The following is an 18,000-nucleotide window of genomic DNA, read 5'->3' as shown; positions in this document are numbered from 1 at the left end:
TGCCATCCTGTCCCCGAATCAGTCTCTGCCTCACAAATCCAACATCAGAGCGTGGTTTTTGCACGGCCTGGAAAGCCAGGACGACAGCGAGTGTGTAGCGCGTTTCAACTCTCAACAATTCGCAGGTCCGTATTCTCGCGGCGCATTTGCGTCCGAGCTTTGCATCTCGTTCCACCCTCTCTTCGAACAGAGGGCGCAGGGAAAGCCGGGCGCCGATCGCACCCATGGGTCCCGTGCAACAAAAAGCACGGGGGTAGGACCACAGGTGTAACCGGAATCCCGGCTTTCCCTGCGCGATGGTTTTACGGCTTCCTTCGTGCTCTCCCCGGCGAGACCGGGCTTGTTTGTCACCGTCTTCGCAAGGACGCTTTCCACGTCTTGCGAGGAGACACCTGCCACTGGGGCGTCAGGACCACACGACTTCGCCGTCCGCGTTGCACGCACTCGTCAGTTGCGCGCTCGGCGTCCACCGCATCTCGACCCAACACTCGTGACGATCGCGAAGCGCCCCTCAAGCGGGTGAGACGAGCGGATTCATACACTGAGTTGCTATTCCGAAAAACCGAAATATTTTTCGCGGCGCCCCTTGCGCCGTCGGGCAAATCAGTGCCAAGGGCCGCGGAGCTATGGGGTGGGCAAGCGAAGCGTAACCCATCGCCGGTCTCTCACAGGTCGACATGTTCATTCGAGGCGACAATGGTGGGTTACGCCTGCGGCTAACCCACCCTACGGACCGCGAACGAAGCGCACCCCTAGCTCAGCGTCCCCGCATGCACCCACCATCCGGGGTGCTGGCTGCGGAGCTTCTCGCCGGCGGCCTGGGCATCGGCGTCGCTTTCGAAGATCGCAAAGCAGGTCGCGCCGGAGCCCGACATGCGAACGAGGCGGACGCCCGAGGTCGCGCGGAGCGCGGCCAGCACGTCGCTGATCACCGGTTCGATCCGCGCGGCGGGACGTTCGAGATCGTTGGTGCCGCGGGCGAGCGCATCGATCCAGTCGTTGATTGTGCGGCCCGCCTCCGGCCAGGACGGCGCCTGCATCACGACATCGGTGACGCCAATCAGAAGCTCGCCGCGGCGCAGGGCGAGCGCGCTGAAGACGTCCCTGGTCGCGACCGGCACACGCGGATTGACCAGCACGCAGGGCATCTTCGGCAGGTTGAGCGGCAGCAGCGACTCGCCGACGCCGGTCATGTCGCAGGCATGCGAGGCGACGCAGACCGGCACGTCGGCGCCGGTCGCAAGCGCGACCTCCATGATCCGCTTGTCGTCGATCGAGAGCTCGTTGAGCCGCGCCAGCAGCCTGAGCGCGGCGGCAGCATCCGCCGAGCCGCCGCCGATGCCGGCGGCAACCGGGAGCACCTTCTCCAGCGTGAAGTGGCCGACCTTGAGGTCGGCGACGCGCTCGCCGAGCAGGTGCGCGGCCTTGAGCACCAGATTGTCCGAGGTGTCGCCGCAGGCATCCGCAAGCGGCCCCGCCATGGTCAGCGCAAGCGCCGGGCCCGGCGCGAGCGTCAGCCGGTCGGCGCAGTCCGCAAAGGCGACGACGCTCTCGATATCGTGGAATCCGTCGACGCGCCGTCCGACCACCCGCAGCGTCAGGTTGACCTTGGCACGTCCTTCTTCAACAAGCGCCGGCACGGCGAAAAACCCCTAAAAAACAAAGATCGTGATGCGATTACAGGAAATCGCACCACGATCCTATCTCTTTGTTTGCGCATCAATTCCGCGCAAGCCGGCGTCCCGAAATCACCCGCCCTTGCCGTCTTCCTTCTTCTTGTCGACGGAAGCGGCGTTCGAGGTGTCGTCGGGCAGGCCGTTGTCGAGCTTGGCCTGGATCTTCGGCAGCTCGTCCGGCTCGGGCTTGAGGTCGCGGGCATGGGCCCACTGGAACTTGGCTTCCAGCGTGCGGCCGACGCGCCAATAGGCGTCGCCGAGATGGTCGTTGATGGTCGGATCTTCGGGCTTCAGGTCGATCGCGCGCTCGAGGTTCTTCACCGCTTCGTCGAAATTGCCGATCCGGTAATAGGCCCAGCCGAGCGAATCCACGATGTAGCCGTCGTCGGGGCGCTGATCGACGGCACGCTTGATCATCTTCATGCCCTCGTCGAGATTGACGCCCTGGTCGATCCAGGAATAGCCGAGATAGTTCAGCACATGCGGCTGCTCCGGCTGCATCTCCAGCGCCTTGCGCATGTCGGCCTCGGCCTTGCTCCACTGCTTGGAGCGCTCCTCGCAGATGCCGCGATAGTAGTAGGTGACCCAGGCGTTCTTGTCGCCCGCAACCGGCAGCGCGTCGATCGCCTGCGAATAGGTGGTGGCGCAGTCGGCGAACTTCTTGCGGCCGCGCTCGATATTGCCGAGCGCCATGATCGCCTCGACGTCCTTCGACGATTCGGCGGTCACCTCCTTCAGGATCTTGATCGCCTCGTCGCTGCGGTCGGCAGCGTCGAGGTTGGTCGCGAGCTGGATCTGCGCGTTGCGCTTCAAGGGCGAAGACGCCGGCATCCGCTCATAGACCTTGATCGCCATCTGCGGCTTCTTCACCGATTCATAGAGGTCGGCGAGCGACAGCAGCGCCAGCGGATGGTTGGGCTGCAGGTACAGCGCAAGCTGCAGGTAGACCAGCGCGAGGTCCTCGCCGCCGCGCCGCGTCAGCGTCGCGCCGATGCCGTAGAGCGCTTCGGCCGCGCCGGCCTGCGCGGTGTCGACCAGCGGCGACAGCTTCTTGCCGGCCTTGGTGTCCTTGATGCCCTCAAGCACCAGCGGATGACGCGGCAGCTTCTTGTCGAACGCCTCGTACATCGCGGTCGCGGTCGCCGCATCCTTGTTGCGCGACGACCAGCGGGCATATTCGTCGACCGTGCGCAGCATCGAATCGTCGAGCTTGTAGGCGCGCTCGAAGCGCTGGCCTGCGTCCTTGTCCTTGCCCGCGAGCTCGAGGATCATGCCGGCATGGAGGTCCTTGAAGATCGGGTACCATTCCGGCCCGGTCAGCTTGTCGATGTTGGCGACCGCGGTCTTGGCGTCGCCGGCGCCGTAGGTCGCCCAGGCCGACAAAAGCGTCGCGATCAGGTCGGTGATCGGGCCGCGGATCGACTGATTGACGTTGGATTGCGCGCTTGCGTACTTCTTCAGCTTCAGGTCGCGCACGCCGACCACGAGGCGCGCGACGCGGTTGGCCTTGTCCTGGGTCAGAATGCGATCGGCGAGCTTGACCGCCTCGTCGATATCACCGTCGGCGAGCGAGGAGATGAAGGCGCGGTCGAGCAGTTCGGAATTCTTCGGATCGGTGCGCAGCGCCGAGCGGTAAAACGCCGCAGCGGAGGCTGCATCGCGCTCGACGCTGGCGTGGCGGGCCGCGAGGTAGCTGCCGGCTGTCGTCAGCGACTTCAAATCGTTCTTGGTCGGAAACTGCGCCGCATTGTCAGCGGGATGATCGGGCGTCTGCGCCTGCGCCGACAGCGAGCCCGGCGTGGCAAACGCGGCGGTGGCAACAATGGCAATCGTCAGGCGGTGGAAACGGGAAGACAGCATCACGGTCGCCTTGCTCCAGGGATTTACGGCCACGATCTTGCGATCAGTCTTAATGCGAACCCAAGCGGCGGCATCACGGCCAGCGACAATGCCGCTTTTGGCCTGCAGCCGCAAGGATAGGCGCGACGAATCGATTGGCAGATTAGGCCTTTAGGCCCGCCGATCCAGCCAGTCTTACCGCAAAACGCTGGTACTGTGGCGGTATCGTGACCGCCCCGGGGGAAGCCCGGGGGGTTCTCACGCAAACGTGCCCGGAATGCCTATTATTACATCGCCTCGTAGTTCGGGCCGCCGCCACCTTCCGGAGGAACCCAGGTGATGTTGCCGTTGGGGTCCTTCACGTCGCAGGTTTTGCAGTGGACGCAGTTCTGAGCGTTGATCTGGAAGCGCGGACCTGAGGACTCCTCGACCCATTCATAGACGCCGGCCGGGCAATAGCGATTCGAGGGACCGGCGAAGACGTCATGCTCCGAGGTCTTCTGCAGGTTCATGTCGGCGACCTTGAGATGGACCGGCTGATCCTCCTCATGATTGGTATTGGAGAGGAACACCGACGACAGCTTGTCGAAGGAGATCTTGCCGTCCGGCTTCGGATAGGCGATCGGCTGGTGGCTCTTGGCCGGATCCAGCGTCTTGCGATCGGGCTTGGCGTGCGACTGGGTCCCGAACAGCGATGCGCCAAAAAGCGTGTTGCACCACATGTCGAAGATACCGAGCCCCGCGCCGAAGAAGGTACCGAACTTCGACAACAACGGCTTGGCGTTGCGGACAGGGTAGAGGTCCTTGCCGACCGGGGAGTCGCGCCAGGCGTTTTCATATTCGACGAGTTCGTCGTTGGCGCGCCCTGCGCCAAGCGCGGCGGCGACATGCTCGGCGGCCAGCATGCCCGAGCCCATCGCATTGTGGACGCCCTTGATGCGCGGCACATTCACAAAGCCCGCCGCGCAGCCGATCAAGGCGCCGCCGGGGAAGCTCAGCCGCGGCACCGACTGATAGCCGCCTTCGGTGATGGCACGCGCGCCATAGGCGAGCCGCTTGCCGCCTTCCAGCACGGAGCGGATGGCAGGATGCGTCTTGACGCGCTGGAACTCGTCGAAGGGAGACAGATACGGGTCGTCATAGTTCAGGTGAACCACAAAGCCGATCGACACGAGGTTCTCGTCATAATGATAGAAGAACAGACCGCCACCAGTGTCGTTCTTCAGCGGCCAGCCGACGGCGTGCTGAACCAGGCCCTTCTGGTGCTTGGCGGGATCGATCTGCCAGACCTCCTTCAGACCGATGCCGAATTTCGCCGGCTCGCTCTTGGCGTCGAGCGCGTATTTCGCGATCAGCTCCTTGGACAGCGAGCCGCGCGCGCCTTCGGCAAACAGCGTGTACTTGCCGAGGAGCTCCATGCCGCGGGTGTAGGAATCCTTGTGGGTGCCGTCCTTGGCGATGCCCATATCGCCGGTGGCAATCCCCCGCACCGCGCCCTTGTCGTCATAGAGCACTTCGGCGGCGGCGAAGCCCGGATAGATCTCCACCCCGAGCGCTTCCGCCTTCGGCGCCAGCCAGCGGCAGACCGTGCCGAGCGAGCCGATGTAGCAGTGATGGTTGTTCATCAGCGGCGGCATGATTAAGTTCGGCAGCTTGATCGCGCCAGTCTCGGTGAACCAGAAGAAGCGATCGTCCTTCACCTGGGTCTTCAGCGGGCAATCGGCGTCCTCGCGCCAGTCGGGGACGAGCTTGTCGAGCCCGGCCGGATCGATCACCGCGCCCGACAGAATATGCGCGCCGACCTCGGAACCCTTCTCCACCACGACAACGGAGAGCTCGGGATTGAGCTGCTTGAGCCGGATCGCGGCCGACAGGCCCGACGGGCCGGCGCCGACGATGACGACGTCGAATTCCATGGACTCGCGAGGGGGAAGTTCTTCAGCACTCATGATCTGATCTCAGCCCGTTGAGAACGCTTCTAAGCTTTTCAAGGGTCGTTGTTTCCGATTTTTCGCGGAAGGACAACCATGGAATTGCCATCCGGGGCGTTTCCCGATCCATGTTTGCGCATGATCCTTTGCGGAAAACCGCTCTCCCCTTTTCCCGATCATGCTTTAGATTAGCGCCATGGCCCTGATGCCCGAACCTGCCCCTACCTTGCAGCAATTGCTGGCCTTTTACCTCGAGGCCGGGGTCGATTGCGCGCTTGGCGACGCACCCGTCAACCGGCTCGACGAGCCGGAGGCTGTTCCCGCGCCCGCCGCGCCGCGCCCGCTGCCGCCGCAAAATCCGTTGCGGCCCCAGCCGGTGCCGATGTCACCAGTTCCGCGGAGCGAAATCAGCGTCGCGCCGGAGGCTGCGATTGCCTCGGCGCGCGAGGCGGCGCGCACCGCGCCGACGCTGGATGCACTGCGCGCGCTACTGGAGACGTTCGACGGCTGCGCGCTGAAGCACACCGCGACCAAGCTGGTGTTCGCCGACGGCAACCCGGAAGCGCGCGTGATGTTCGTCGGCGAGGCGCCCGGCCGCGACGAGGACATCGAGGGCCTGCCGTTCGTCGGCCGCTCCGGCAAGCTGCTCGACCGCATGATCGCGGCGATCGGGCTCGATCGCAGCAAAGCCTATATCGCCAACGTGATCCCATGGCGGCCGCCCGGCAACCGCACGCCGACGCCGCAGGAGACGCAAATCTGCCTGCCCTTCATCCAGCGCCAGATCGAGCTGGTGAACCCCGACGTGCTGGTGACGCTCGGCAACCCCTCGACGCAGGCGTTGCTCGGAACCCGCGAAGGCATCATGCGCACGCGCGGCAAATGGTTCGACTACGACACCGGAACGCGCGCGATCCGCGCGATCGCGACCTTCCACCCGGCCTATCTGTTGCGCTCGCCGTCGTACAAGAAGATGTCGTGGCAGGACCTGCGCGCGATCGCCAAGGCGCTGCAGCAGGCGTCGTAGCGACTACTACCCCTTCGGCCGCACGATCGCCCAGCCGATTCGCAGCAGGCCTTGCCTGCCATTGACGAGCCGGTCGAACGAGCGCGGCACTTCCGGCACCAGTCCGGGAAAGCGTTGCGCGATGTCCGGCGGCGGCGCGCCTGACGTGTCCGAGGCGCGCCAGACCACGACGCCGCCGGTCTCGTTGAATTTCGCGAGCGATAGCCACGGCGTCCGCTGCGGCGTGGCGTCGAGCAACAGATGCGGGCGGCGCGATTGCATCGCGATCAGGCTGGCAAGCTCGGGATCGCCGGCGACCGCGCGCAGGCGCTGGTTGGTGCGGCGCTCATAGCTGTCGTCGAAGAAATGCCCGATCGCGGCCGCCGGCAGCGAGGTCGGCACCTCCGTTGTGCTGGTCCAGGGCAGGAACAGCGCCACCGCAAGCGCAGCCGCGGCCGGCGCGGCAATCGCCGTGGCCCAGACCGTGCGCAACAGCCGTTGTCGGCGCAGGTGGATCAAATCGCCGGTGGCAACGACGACGGCGAGTCCCGACATCAACAACGCGACGCCGGCGCCGCCGAACACGCGCTCCTGATTGAACAGGCCGGCGACCAGGCTGCCGAGCACCGCCGGCGCGAAGGCGAAGAAATAGACGAACTGCTGCGCCAGCGGACCGACCGGCGGGCGGTAGATGCTCGGCGTGTCGTCGACGTCGCGCGCAAACCAGCGCGAATTGAGGATCGCAAGCAGCGCAATCGCCACTGAGGCTGTGATCAGCCCGCCGAGCACGATGCCCGAGCGCGTCGCGCGGGCGGAAAGGTCGGCCAGCGCGGGCAGCGGCGGCAGTGCAAGCGCGTCGGCGCGGACCAGCCAGATCAGATAGGGCAGCGCCAGCACGACGACGACGAGCAACGCATAGACCGGATCGACCGCCCGCAGCGTCCGCCGCCCGCGCGGGGTTGCGACCGCAAAGCCCGCGACCAGGAGGATCATCCCGAGCGCGGCCGGCGTCGTCAGCAGCAACAGGCCGCAATCGATCGACCAGGCGAACCAGGCGCTGCGCCGGTTCTGGCCGATCAACTGCCAGGAATGCAGCAGCAGCAATGCCCAGAGCGGGCGCGCCAGGATCAGCGGCCCGAACTCGACCGAGGGCGAGGAGAACACGACGACCGTCATCGACAGCAACACCGCGAGCACCGCCTGCTGGCGGCCGACGATGGCGCGGGCGAGCTGGTAGAAGGCGATGAAGGTTGCGACCTCGCAGGCCTGCGCCAGCAAATAGACCCCGAAGACGTGGTTGCCGGCGGCACGGAACGCGATGTCGGCGAGCCAGAACGCCAGCGGCGGCCCCATGTCGGTGCCGACCTGATACTCGCGGCCGAATGCCAGCACGGTTGCGAGATCGCCGGGCGGGCTGCGGTAGAGGACCAACGGCAGCAGCAGCCAGATCGCTGCCTGCGCCAGCACCACGATCCAGACCACGAGCCGCGGCCGGGCGCGGATCAGTTCGACAACCAGGGAGGTGAACCGCATGAAACGCCTGAAATGCCCCAGCCACCGCCTCAGCGGCGCAATCCGATCCGGACGATTTGATAACGGGCGGCAGCGAAGGAGGCAACCGGCGTCGGATGTGCTGGTGCCGTAAAGTCAAATTCCGCTGTCAAGCCCCGCTTCATGCGGGCCCAGTACGCCGCGGCTTCTCGGCTTGATACGACTGTCTCTGGAATACTGGGTCGCCCGGTCAAGCCGGGGCGATGACAACCGAGAAAAGGCGCGACCTACGCAGCCGCTGAGGCCGCGACTTCGCTTTCCACATCCACCGTGAACAGGTCGGGCTCAACGGCTTCCGGAAAGTGCTTCAGCCGCGCGGCGACGACGGGGGCGAAGAAGCTGCGGTGATGGGCGCTGGGGCCGAGCCGGTCCAGCGCTTCCAGATGCTCAGGAACGGCGTAGCCCTTGTGCTGCTCGAAACCATAGCCGGGACAATCCAGCGCCAGCGCGCTCATCAGGCGATCGCGCGTCACCTTGGCGAGGATCGAGGCCGCGGCGATCGATGCGACGAGGCCGTCGCCGCCGATCACCGCCTCGCAGTCGCAGGGCGTGGCGAGCTTGTCGCGGCCGTCGACGAAGACGTGCTTGGGCATTTCGGGGAGCGCATACACCGCGCGCGCCAGCGCCCACAGCGAGGCACGCAATATATTGTCGCGATCGATCCGCGCCCGCGAGGCCACCGCGACCGAGAAGGCCGCGGTCGCGCAGATCTCCTCGAACAGCTCCTCGCGGCGCTCGGCGGTCAGCCGCTTGGAATCGTCGAGGCCCTTTGGAATGCGGTTCGGGTCGAGCACCACGGCGGCGGCAACGACCGGGCCAGCCAACGGACCAAATTGCCAGCTCCGAACCTATACGATTAGAGCCAAAAAACCCCGCAGGGGGACGATACCGCTAAGCAATTGTGAACTTTTCGTCTGCAATCTTACGGATATACGAATGTACGATTCCTGAAGCTTAATGCGAAAGCTGGTCACCCCTCGATTTCACGACACGGTCACTCTCCCCACCGTCGGCAGGCACGGGGGAATACGTGTGGTTGTGACTGATCACGGGCTGCTTGTCCCCCTTCTCGATTTCTTCCTTATCCCCAGAAATCGCAACAAGAGCCTAACGTGGCAGACAAAGGCCTGTCGAGCGATCGGCTGCCTATATGACTACCTTCACGTCGTGCGCGACGCGAATCAGCCAGATCGCCCAATTACCTATCTCAGTGACTTCGTGCAGGCACTTCTTTCCGGCACCATCGGGCCCGATGGTGATGATTCAACGGGACTCTATTGGCCTCCGACCAGTTGGTCGCGCATTTCCGAAACCCTGTCCTTCGTGAATGCTTTCTCAGATTATTGCGTCAGGCAATACGATACAGACCCCCTCAATCCCAAGGTCGCCGCGACGTTCCACGAGCGGCTCGTCGCTTACCGGAAACTCGATGTCCGCAACGAACATTCGCTGCTGAAGCATCTTGGCGTTTCCAGAGTAGAAAAAGAACGGGCAAATCTTGCAAGGGCCGTCCAGTCGCCTCGGTCACCCAAGGTGAGCGATCTTAGCCCGCCACGCTTTCCGCCGGCGGCGCTCAACAAGCTCCTATCGCAGGGGTACAGACGAAACGGTAGAGGTCAACGACTAAGCGACCGCTACAATCTCCGCGACATGATGATCTGCATCCTGCAGAGATTCGGCGGTCTTCGAGCAAGCGAGCCCTTTCATCTCTATGTTACGGACGTGCTGGAGAACAAGCGCGACCCAGGCGCCGCGGAGGTCCGGATTTATCATCCTGAACTCGGCAGGTTTAGCTACCGCGACCCCCTCACCGGCGAAATCATCCATGCCTCAAGGACAGAGTTCTTGCGTGCCCGATATGGGCTCGCGCCACGCAACCAGTTAACCAACAAAAAGTTGGCAGGATGGAAAGAGCTGATGCTCGATGTGGACGCGCCTCACTACTACGCGATCGTCCGCTGGTTTCCTTCGTCTTGGGCAACGACGTTCTGGCAGCTCTATCAAGCCTACGTCCGAGAGGTGCTACCGCGCCAGCTCGATCATCCATACCTCTTTGTCAACCTCGCCAAAGGCAAGAGTTTCGGCTCCCCATACACCCTGTCGGCCTACTACGAGAACCATGCGGCTGCGATGGATCGCATTGGCGTCAACGTCAGCAAGCCAGAGGGGACGACTTCGCATGGTTTCCGTCACGCTTATGGCAATTCCCTGAAGCTCGCCGGCGTTCCGGATAAAGTCATCCAAGTATGCATGCACCACAAGTCGCTTACTTCTCAGGGCGTTTACACGCTTCCCGATGTCGAGACGGTGAACAGAGCACTAGAGGACGGGCGGAGCCGTCTTGCCGTTGCGGACGACTTCCAGAGTCTTGAAAGAAGCCTGATCGCTCCATGAAACACGAACGTCTCACGAAGAACTGGCATGCGAATCCGACGCGAATGGTATCGAAGATCACCGGTCGGCCTATCTTCGTAAACAACTCCGAGTGCTATTGCGTTCTTCCAAGCTGGAACAACACCACCATCAAAGCTGCTTCGAGGTCTTGGTTCGATCATCTGCGCCATCTCTCAGAGTCGAAACACTCGATCGCGGCTGCGATCCGCCGCAATCCAGAGGCAACGAAACTTGGATACCGCGAGAAGGTCGCCGATCTAATTGCCAAAATTCTAGAAACCGAAAAAGGTGTCGACGCGTTGCCGTTGCTGGAGGCATTCGTTGTCGAGATGCGCAAAGTATCGCTACTGCCCAAGGCCCAGAGAGGCAGGATGGTTGGTACGATGCGATTTATAGAATTCTTGTTCGTTCTTTGGAAACACGAGCTCATCGCGTTTCCCGCCTCTCAAGTTTGGGCACTCAAAACAACAGATATCCCCCAGGGAGCGGCCCTCGATCTCTCGGAGCGCTCGTTCGGGGAATTGGCCAAGGTGCTGGCGAGGCTGGTTGAGCCACTCAAGCATCCCGGCCAAGCCAGATCGATGGTGAGGTTCATGCTGGCGTGCTCGAAGCCACACGAAGTCGGTGATATCGATTATGGCGTTCTCGAGCTCTTCAAGCCCTATGCCTTAAAAAACAACCATCAGTCCCTGGTCTACGGCATATGTGACCAGCTTCATGCGCAACAGCGAATTGCCTATCACGGCAACCGTGAAGTCGAGTTAGCTCTACCGCAGTCTTATCGCGAGATATTCATCAAACAGAAGGGTAAAGATCGATCGAGCGAAACCTTCCAATGGGCAATCAGCCGCGGTGGCCAGCGCATCGAATCGTGGCGCCATCAACTAGCGACCTATCTCGCGACGATCCCAAATCGAGTCGGATTGCGATACGAAATTACGCACCTCAACCTCCTCTTGGATTATGTGATCGAGTCTGATGATCTTCCGGAGCTACCAATCGAGTACTGTCGGCGGAACTACCGGCCGGCGACCTCGATCGCTTCCTTCCAGGAAACAACCCGCAACCTCAACGAGGGTGGATCGGGGACTGCTCTCCGAAACATCGCCAGATTCTTTGACTGGGTCATCACCACCTATGGATCTGATGAGGACGGCGTTCCCCACAGAGAATATCTGAATCCGATCGATATCGAAGGCCTTCCTGCACCCACCAGATCGAAGGGCCAAACCGATCGCGCTGCCATGCCGCTGCGTTTCCTGCGGATGATCCGCGAGATTATCGAAGGCGATGACTTTGCGTGGCCAAAAACTCTTGAAGCGGACTATCTGGAGCACTTGGACCGCGAAACGGGGCGCCGGACGCGCATCTGGAGTCCGGTTCGGGCCGAGTTCTTCCTGCTGCGGCTAATGTTGCCAATCCGAACTCTCCAAGCGCGCCTCCTCGATACCGGGGAAGGCGACTTCGAAATATGGACACCTAACCTCGCCTGGGAACGCAATCGAGGTCGACACGCCCCCGAGAAGAAGAACGATCGGCGGGACACTGGCTTCATCCGCCGCATCTGGGACCACCACAGTGGACGGGCATTCAACGGCCTGTTCATCACAACGAACAAGACCCAAGACCGAGAAGAGCTGTTCACCGATAGCGGCTATGAAATCCCCTGGGAGAACACGGACGTCATGCAGCTGTTCTGCCGGATGCGTGACTGGCAAGTGAAATACAATCCGAGTGTAAGGCCATTGTCCCGCGGAGAGCTTAAAAGCGACAAGAAGCTGGTGGTGTCGGGCGATGTTGCAGAGCGCTTGGACAAGCTGCACTTCCTCTTCAGGGACGCGGCGGATCCTGATTTCCCGCAGGAACCACCAACAGATGGCAGGCTCCATAGCTTCTGGCGGCTGCTCATGCAGGAACTCGAGCGACGCCTAGAAGAGAGCAATCAAAGAAACAGCGATGGCAGCAAGATTGAGCTCGTCTCGTACCGAGAGAACGGCTACCCGAAAGGCGCCATCTTCGACATGCATTCACTTCGGGTGTCGGGGTTGACCGCATTCATCAATGCAGGCGTCCCCATTCACATCCTAAGCGAGTTCGTCGCCGGGCACGCGACGATCTTGATGACGTTGTATTATCATAAGCCAGGCGCGGCGGAGATAACTCGCGTGCTTGACGGCGCCCTGGAGGAGATGAGCGCGAGCGAGCGCGGCAACTGGGACACCTTTTTGAAGAGCCAGCCGTCCGAGTTGATTCACGAGATTGCAGCTTACAACAGCGAAGAGGGCGCGCTCGCTGCGAAATCGACCCAGTCGTCGCTCTGGGCGCTTATGGCTGGTGGGATATGCCCGAACGGAGCCACTCTGTGTCATACAGGCGGCCCTACTCTTAACGAGGGCAAGCACATCAACGCGCCGGTGCCGGGCGGACCCAAGAACTGCGCGCTGTGCCGATACTTCGTGACTGGACCGGCGTTTCTTGGTGGATTGGTCGCAGCATTCAATCAGACAGGCGGTCAAATCCGGGAGCTCTTCGGTCACCTTGAGGAAGGGCAAACAAAACGACGCGCTCTCGTTGCCGAGCATGGCACGGACCCTACCGATCAGAAAATCTCGGCAGAGTTGGTCACGCTGGATGAGGCAGTGCAATCGACACAGTCCAAGTTGGACGTGTTGTCTCAGACCTGGATCAGCCAGCTTCGTCTCATCCAGAAGACCGAGAAGATTCTTGAGTCTCGGCCGACCAGCGAGCATAAAAATGCACTTGTCCTTAACGGGCAGCTCGGTGATTTGCGTGTGTCTCTCGAGGAGTCGACCGAGTTCGAAATGTGGGACCGTATCTGTCAGTCTTCTCTCTTCTATCCGAACGTCGACGCGCGTCTGCCGGCTATCCGTCGAGGGCGACTGTTCGATGCCATGCTCAAGCGGAACGGGCGTATACCCGTCTTCGCCACACTCACGGACCGCCAGCTGATCGTTGTCGGCAATGAGGCAGCGAACTTCTTGCGATCCATCATCGGTGACCCAAGCACGGAAGACGTGCTCGCGGGTCGCCAGGCTTTGGAAGATCTCGGAATCGGGCGGGAGTTCGAGGACTTCGTTCAGCGACGTGTCGATGACGGCGCCGCCATCGCTATCGGCTACCAGAAAAGGGCGGCGAAATGACCGCATCCACTCAAGAGATTGGCTTGCAGAACCTGACCAAGTTGGAGACCTGGTTGAGTTCATGTGAAAGCCTTCCCGGTCGCGGTGGCAAGGTGAATATCTCGGCGGTAGCGCTGGGGGCAGGTGTCGATCGTCAACTCCTATATCGGCAGGAAGCGCGCGAAATGATCGCGCAGGCGGTCCAACAAAAGGGCCTCTCCATGCCGTCGCAGAAAAAGAATGCCCAAGCGGAGATCCCTGCTTGGGCATCACAGCGGATCCTGCAGCTTGAAAATCAGCTTACGGCAGCGCGCGTGGAGGCCCATGAGCTGCGCAATCGCCTGCAACGGTACGAACATATCGATCGCCATCTGACATCGACCGGACTGCTGCCCAGATGACCCGACCGGTGGTCGTAACCCAGGTCCTGCGATCCGAGCACCCGATAGTGTTCTGTGCGCAGACCATCGACGGCAGAACTGCCCGCTTCGTAGACCAGGGGCAGGTGCTCGGGCGGGAACCGATCGTCGGCGAGGCATGGGATATAGCCGGAACCTGGAAGGTGCACCCCGAGCATGGCCGTCAGGTGTCCGTAACTGTGGCCGCGCCTAGTCGTCCAACTGGACGCCTCTTCATTCAAACTGTGAGCGCGCACAGGGCCTTCCCCGGGATAGGCGTGGCCAAAGCCCAGAGACTATGGGACCGCCATGGTGAGGCGGTCTATGAGCTACTAGACGCCGGTAGCCCAGGCCCTTTTATCCCCACGTTGGGGCCCGAACACGCAGCGGTGCTTGTGTCCGGGTGGCAAGGGCTGGAGGCAGAGACGAGCACCTACCGCTGGTTGACGTCCATCGATCTGCCGCCAAAGCTCTCAGAAAAGATAATCGCGATCTATAGCAGTCTTCCCGTTCCATCCGCTTCTGCGGAAGAAGCCAAAGCGGTCGGGGCCTCAATATGGCACCTTCAGCGAGACCCTTATCGCATGCTCGCGTTCGCCACTTGGCAGAGTGTAGATCAAGCTGCTCGCCGCTTGGGTGTCAGCGCCGACGACAAGCGGCGTCTTGTCGGGGCAATCGAGGCCGCGCTGATTAAGCGACTTCATGCCAATCACACATGGACCTCAGCAGATGAACTGATCAGGATCGCCGGCAGCCTCTTAAAGCGCCGTGGCGCTCTTCTCAGAACTGCCGTGGCAAATGCTGTCGACATCGGCGCAATCGTCCCTGCGGGCGATGGCTTCGAGCTGGCCGGTTGCGAAATCATGGAGCGCTTCTGCGCCGACAGAGTATCGTCGATGGTAGCAGGCAAGTTCGAAGCGACCCAGCTAAGCTTCCGACCTCAATGGAACGAGACTGAGATCGAGGCAGAGCTTGACGCCTTCGAACGGTCTGAGGGTTACTTACTTAACGCCGAACAGCGCCGGTCAGTCCATGCGACAATGCTCCACCGCGCCTCTTTGCTCGTAGGCGGGCCTGGAGTTGGAAAAACCACGGCCCTCAAGGCCATCCACCAGGTCGCGGAGAAGATGCATCTGGTAGTGCATCAAGCAGCATTGTCGGGTCGCGCATCGCAGCGAATGACGGAGGCAACGGGTCGCCCCGCGTCTACGATCGCCGGCCTATTGGTGCGCGTAGATCAGGGCGAGATCGCGCTAGGCGACGGCGTGTTGCTGATTCTCGACGAAAGCTCGATGATCGATCTCGGAACATTTTATCGGTTGGTGTCTCACTTCAGACCCGGGGTGCGGCTGCTCTTGGTAGGTGACCCTGGACAGCTGCCGCCCATTGGCTTCGGCCTCACGTTCCATATCCTCGCTGAGGATCCGAACGTTCCGAAGACCGAGCTCACGACGGTTATGCGCCAAACTGCTGAAAGCGGCATTCCCGAGGTCTGCGCTGCTATCCGCTCCGGGCGACCACCCGAGCTCCTTGCAGAGTTCAGCGATCGCGAGGGTGTCGCCTTCCTGGATGCGAAAATCGACGAGGTGGCCGATCAGGTCATGGACGTGCTCGCCAAGCTTGGCGGATTCGGCAGGGCCCAGATTGTCGGCTCCGTAAAGCGCGGGCCGGCCGGCACCTTCGAGCTCAACCGACAACTTCAGGCCTTGGCAGGGGTAGGCAAACAGCTCCTCTGTGGCAGATTCTTTCCCGGCGAGCCCATCATAGCCACACGCAACAATTACGACATCGGCATCATGAATGGCGATCTCGGCAGTGCCGTCGGCGAGACTCAAAGCCACGAACTGGAGGCCGACTTCAACGGCCGAAAAATCTGTATTCCCCGAAACTATCTCGCGAACGTAGACCTCGCCTATGCGATTACGTGCCACAAAAGCCAGGGCAGTCAGTTCGAGCGAGTCGTCATTCCCGTCACACGGTCAAGGCTCATGGATCGTACGTTGCTGTTGACGGCAGTTAGCCGTGGTCAAAAGCAAGTATTCCTGATCGGCGATCGCTCGGTGTTCGACAGTGCAATTACGTCGCCTCCAATATCAACTCAGCGTCAGGTGGGTCTTCGGTATCATCTGACTTCGAAGGAAAGTATCTGATGGCGGGTAGGAAAGTGAAAACCAGCACGGAGCTGGCTACGAGGAAGCGCGATTCTCTCGACGAGCTATATGACGAGTTCGTATCCAGAACCGACAATCCGCGCCGATTGAACTCTCTCCGAAACCTCTACGACACGCTCCGGCACCTTCTGTCGATCGGATCGAATGCAACGTCCGTCGCGGCGATCGCGCGATCGATTGAGACTCTTGGTTTTAACGCGCCGAAAGCTCAATCGATCAGGAATGTCGAAGGCAAGGACTTCCGTGATCTAATCAACGCTTACCTGGCATTGATTGATGACAAGAGGTCGGGAGGCCCCTCCGACGACGAAAAATTGGTTGGCGGCATTGTCGATCTGCAAATTGCAGCTCAGGTCAGATGGATTCTCAATGAAAATCGCAGCCTAAAGCGACGCCTCGATCTTCTGCACGCGGCATTCCAGACGCTAGAACCCGTCAAGTTGCTTAGCGCGTCCCCTCCGAGTGGCAAACCCGAAAGCGGTGGAGAACTCGCCGGCTTCACGAAGATCGAAATTGAAGCAGTGAGAGAGTTCCAGGCAAATATATCTGATATACACTGCGTGATCGATAAGAAGTCTGGGGCGCTCCTTTATAAGGGAAACCTAGAGGTTGCCCCGCCGGGGTTCGGTCAAGCGCTTGCCAAGTTAACTGAGGAATCGACGAGCTGATGCCCTTCACCGCCCGAGACAGATCAAAGTATCCGGTGGTTATTGGCTGCGACGAGGTTGGCAGAGGCGCCCTCTCGGGGCCGGTGGTGGTCGCTGCCGTGTGGTTCGAACCACAGGTCGTTCCACGCAAGCTTCTACGCGAACTCGACGACAGCAAGAACCTGTCCGCTGATAAGCGGGTAGAACTCACAGCATGGATCCGAGAGACATCTAGGGTCGCAGTCGCTGCAAACTCGGTCACCATCATCGATGCTCGTAACATCCGAAATGCGACTCTGGATGCTATGCGACGCGCTATCATGAAACTGCAGATCGGCGCGCCGGTGATGGTCGATGGGATCGATGTTCCGCCTGGCTTGACGTGCGAGTGTTCGGCCGTCGTGCAGGGCGATAGCAAAGTCCCGCAGATTGCTGCTGCTTCTATCGTTGCAAAAACAATGCGTGACAGCCTCATGGCGAGGCTCGCCTCAAGATATCCGGTCTATGCCTGGGAGCGTAATGCAGGCTACGGGACGAAGCATCATTTAGGCGCCATCAAGAATCACGGCACTACGCCACATCATCGTCGATCCTATGCGCCGGTGGCTCAGTACTCACTCGAGTTGGAAGCCTCGGATGTCGTGCTTGTCGAAGAGCTCGCGGCTGCTGGCGCTTGATCCAACGAGAGCGCTCGTTGCATGGCGACCCGAGATGTACTCTAATTAGATCGCGGTACAGCCGGGGACGGCGATGACCGCGCGCGAAGATGGGAGCTGGCTTGGGAAACCTCGCCAGCTCTTAGCTTTTACATCTTTGCGCTTCAAATATCCTGGGGGAGGCCGAAGGCCGGGGGCAAAGCCCCCACTTCGATCGTAAGGTGTAACGGTATATGTACTTGTGCGCTACGCGCGCCGATCATACAGTTCCGCGTAATCGTATAACCGTTGCTGGTAAGTATGGCCCGCGCCCGGCCTCGTCGCAGCCGGCGATCGGCCAGACGCCGCGCTTGATCAGCGCGCGCTCGCGCCGAAAGCTCGGCCGCTTCACGGCGACGACGCGCTTCGCCGGTTTGGCTGGCTTGGCCAGCTTCCTGGCAGATTTGTCCCGAATCATGCCGGGATGGTGATCAAGCCGGGCCCGCCGCGCAACCGGGAACCCGGAGCCCCTCCCCGTTATTCAAGTCCGCCAATCAACCAGCGCAGCTACTAGAGCGTTTTCAAGCGAAGTGGACGCCGGTTCGCGTGAAG

General features: G+C 61.4%; 11 protein-coding genes and 2 pseudogenes. 7 read left to right on the top strand and 6 right to left on the bottom strand.

Features of this window, described 5'->3' with window-relative positions:
• Nucleotides 1–752: 752 nt before the first annotated feature.
• The 3 genes from ACFFWD_RS44300 to ACFFWD_RS44290 all read right to left on the bottom strand — a co-directional run bounded on the left by ACFFWD_RS44300 (nt 753) and on the right by ACFFWD_RS44290 (nt 5,464).
• A complete protein-coding gene (locus tag ACFFWD_RS44300) occupies nt 753–1,640 on the bottom strand; it encodes a 4-(cytidine 5'-diphospho)-2-C-methyl-D-erythritol kinase (RefSeq protein ID WP_376975773.1) in 888 nt (295 codons plus the stop codon).
• A 108-nt stretch (nt 1,641–1,748) separates the two neighbouring features.
• The gene (locus ACFFWD_RS44295; protein WP_376975771.1) at nt 1,749–3,536 is read right to left on the bottom strand and encodes a tetratricopeptide repeat protein; all 1,788 of its coding nucleotides are present in this window, start codon (nt 3,534–3,536) and stop codon (nt 1,749–1,751) included.
• Nucleotides 3,537–3,802: 266 nt separating this feature from the next.
• Nucleotides 3,803–5,464, bottom strand: a complete 1,662-nt coding sequence (locus ACFFWD_RS44290) for an electron transfer flavoprotein-ubiquinone oxidoreductase (protein ID WP_376975770.1) — start codon at nt 5,462–5,464, stop codon at nt 3,803–3,805.
• A 184-nt stretch (nt 5,465–5,648) separates the two neighbouring features.
• On the opposite strand from ACFFWD_RS44290, the gene ACFFWD_RS44285 reads away from it, so the two are divergent.
• Nucleotides 5,649–6,473: a uracil-DNA glycosylase gene (locus ACFFWD_RS44285; protein WP_376975984.1), complete on the top strand. Its 825-nt coding sequence runs from the start codon at nt 5,649–5,651 to the stop codon at nt 6,471–6,473.
• Nucleotides 6,474–6,479: 6 nt separating this feature from the next.
• Here ACFFWD_RS44285 and ACFFWD_RS44280 read toward each other — a convergent pair whose 3' ends face one another.
• Together ACFFWD_RS44280 and rnhB (ACFFWD_RS44275) are read right to left on the bottom strand one after the other, a co-directional pair.
• Complete coding sequence (locus tag ACFFWD_RS44280) at nt 6,480–7,985, bottom strand: glycosyltransferase family 39 protein (protein WP_376975769.1); 1,506 nt, start codon at nt 7,983–7,985, stop codon at nt 6,480–6,482.
• Nucleotides 7,986–8,230: 245 nt separating this feature from the next.
• Nucleotides 8,231–8,833 (bottom strand): annotated as a pseudogene (gene rnhB, locus ACFFWD_RS44275) (ribonuclease HII); the annotation flags it as partial.
• Nucleotides 8,834–8,960: 127 nt separating this feature from the next.
• Here rnhB (ACFFWD_RS44275) and gmtY point away from each other — a divergent pair.
• From gmtY to rnhB (ACFFWD_RS44245), 6 genes are all read left to right on the top strand, one after another.
• Nucleotides 8,961–10,397: a gamma-mobile-trio recombinase GmtY gene (gmtY, locus tag ACFFWD_RS44270; RefSeq protein ID WP_376975768.1), complete on the top strand. Its 1,437-nt coding sequence runs from the start codon at nt 8,961–8,963 to the stop codon at nt 10,395–10,397.
• Nucleotides 10,394–13,558, top strand: a complete 3,165-nt coding sequence (locus ACFFWD_RS44265; protein WP_376975767.1) for a VPA1269 family protein — start codon at nt 10,394–10,396, stop codon at nt 13,556–13,558. The genes gmtY and ACFFWD_RS44265 overlap by 4 nt, the downstream gene beginning before the upstream one ends.
• Nucleotides 13,555–13,938, top strand: a complete 384-nt coding sequence (locus ACFFWD_RS44260) for a VPA1267 family protein (protein ID WP_376975765.1) — start codon at nt 13,555–13,557, stop codon at nt 13,936–13,938. Before ACFFWD_RS44265 ends, ACFFWD_RS44260 begins: the two co-directional genes overlap by 4 nt.
• Nucleotides 13,939–14,378: 440 nt before the next feature.
• Nucleotides 14,379–16,085, top strand: coding sequence for an AAA family ATPase (locus ACFFWD_RS44255; RefSeq protein WP_376975764.1), 1,707 nt, complete (start codon nt 14,379–14,381; stop codon nt 16,083–16,085).
• The gene (gmtX, locus tag ACFFWD_RS44250; RefSeq protein WP_376975762.1) at nt 16,085–16,774 is read left to right on the top strand and encodes a gamma-mobile-trio protein GmtX; all 690 of its coding nucleotides are present in this window, start codon (nt 16,085–16,087) and stop codon (nt 16,772–16,774) included. Before ACFFWD_RS44255 ends, gmtX begins: the two co-directional genes overlap by 1 nt.
• Nucleotides 16,774–17,430 (top strand): ribonuclease HII, encoded by a 657-nt coding sequence (gene rnhB, locus ACFFWD_RS44245; RefSeq protein ID WP_376975761.1) that lies wholly within the window; start codon nt 16,774–16,776, stop codon nt 17,428–17,430. The genes gmtX and rnhB (ACFFWD_RS44245) overlap by 1 nt, the downstream gene beginning before the upstream one ends.
• Before the next feature lie 280 nt (nt 17,431–17,710).
• Here the strand turns inward: rnhB (ACFFWD_RS44245) and ACFFWD_RS44240 are convergent.
• Nucleotides 17,711–17,866, bottom strand: a pseudogene (locus ACFFWD_RS44240) (ribonuclease HII); the annotation flags it as partial.
• Nucleotides 17,867–18,000: the final 134 nt, after the last annotated feature.

It is taken from the genome of Bradyrhizobium erythrophlei, assembly GCF_042430365.1.
Taxonomy (GTDB): Bacteria; Pseudomonadota; Alphaproteobacteria; order Rhizobiales; family Xanthobacteraceae; genus Bradyrhizobium; species Bradyrhizobium erythrophlei.
The sequence above is the reverse complement of the archived record's forward strand: the minus strand, read 5'-3'. Positions and strand labels throughout refer to the sequence as shown.

Coding starts and splice junctions, on each gene's coding strand:
- ACFFWD_RS44295 (WP_376975771.1), bottom strand. CDS start 3,536: ATGCTGTCTTCCCGTTTCCACCGCCTGACGATTGCCATTGTTGCCACC.
- ACFFWD_RS44290 (WP_376975770.1), bottom strand. CDS start 5,464: ATGAGTGCTGAAGAACTTCCCCCTCGCGAGTCCATGGAATTCGACGTC.
- ACFFWD_RS44280 (WP_376975769.1), bottom strand. CDS start 7,985: ATGCGGTTCACCTCCCTGGTTGTCGAACTGATCCGCGCCCGGCCGCGG.
- gmtY (WP_376975768.1), top strand. CDS start 8,961: ATGCGAAAGCTGGTCACCCCTCGATTTCACGACACGGTCACTCTCCCC.
- ACFFWD_RS44265 (WP_376975767.1), top strand. CDS start 10,394: ATGAAACACGAACGTCTCACGAAGAACTGGCATGCGAATCCGACGCGA.
- ACFFWD_RS44260 (WP_376975765.1), top strand. CDS start 13,555: ATGACCGCATCCACTCAAGAGATTGGCTTGCAGAACCTGACCAAGTTG.
- gmtX (WP_376975762.1), top strand. CDS start 16,085: ATGGCGGGTAGGAAAGTGAAAACCAGCACGGAGCTGGCTACGAGGAAG.
- rnhB (WP_376975761.1), top strand. CDS start 16,774: ATGCCCTTCACCGCCCGAGACAGATCAAAGTATCCGGTGGTTATTGGC.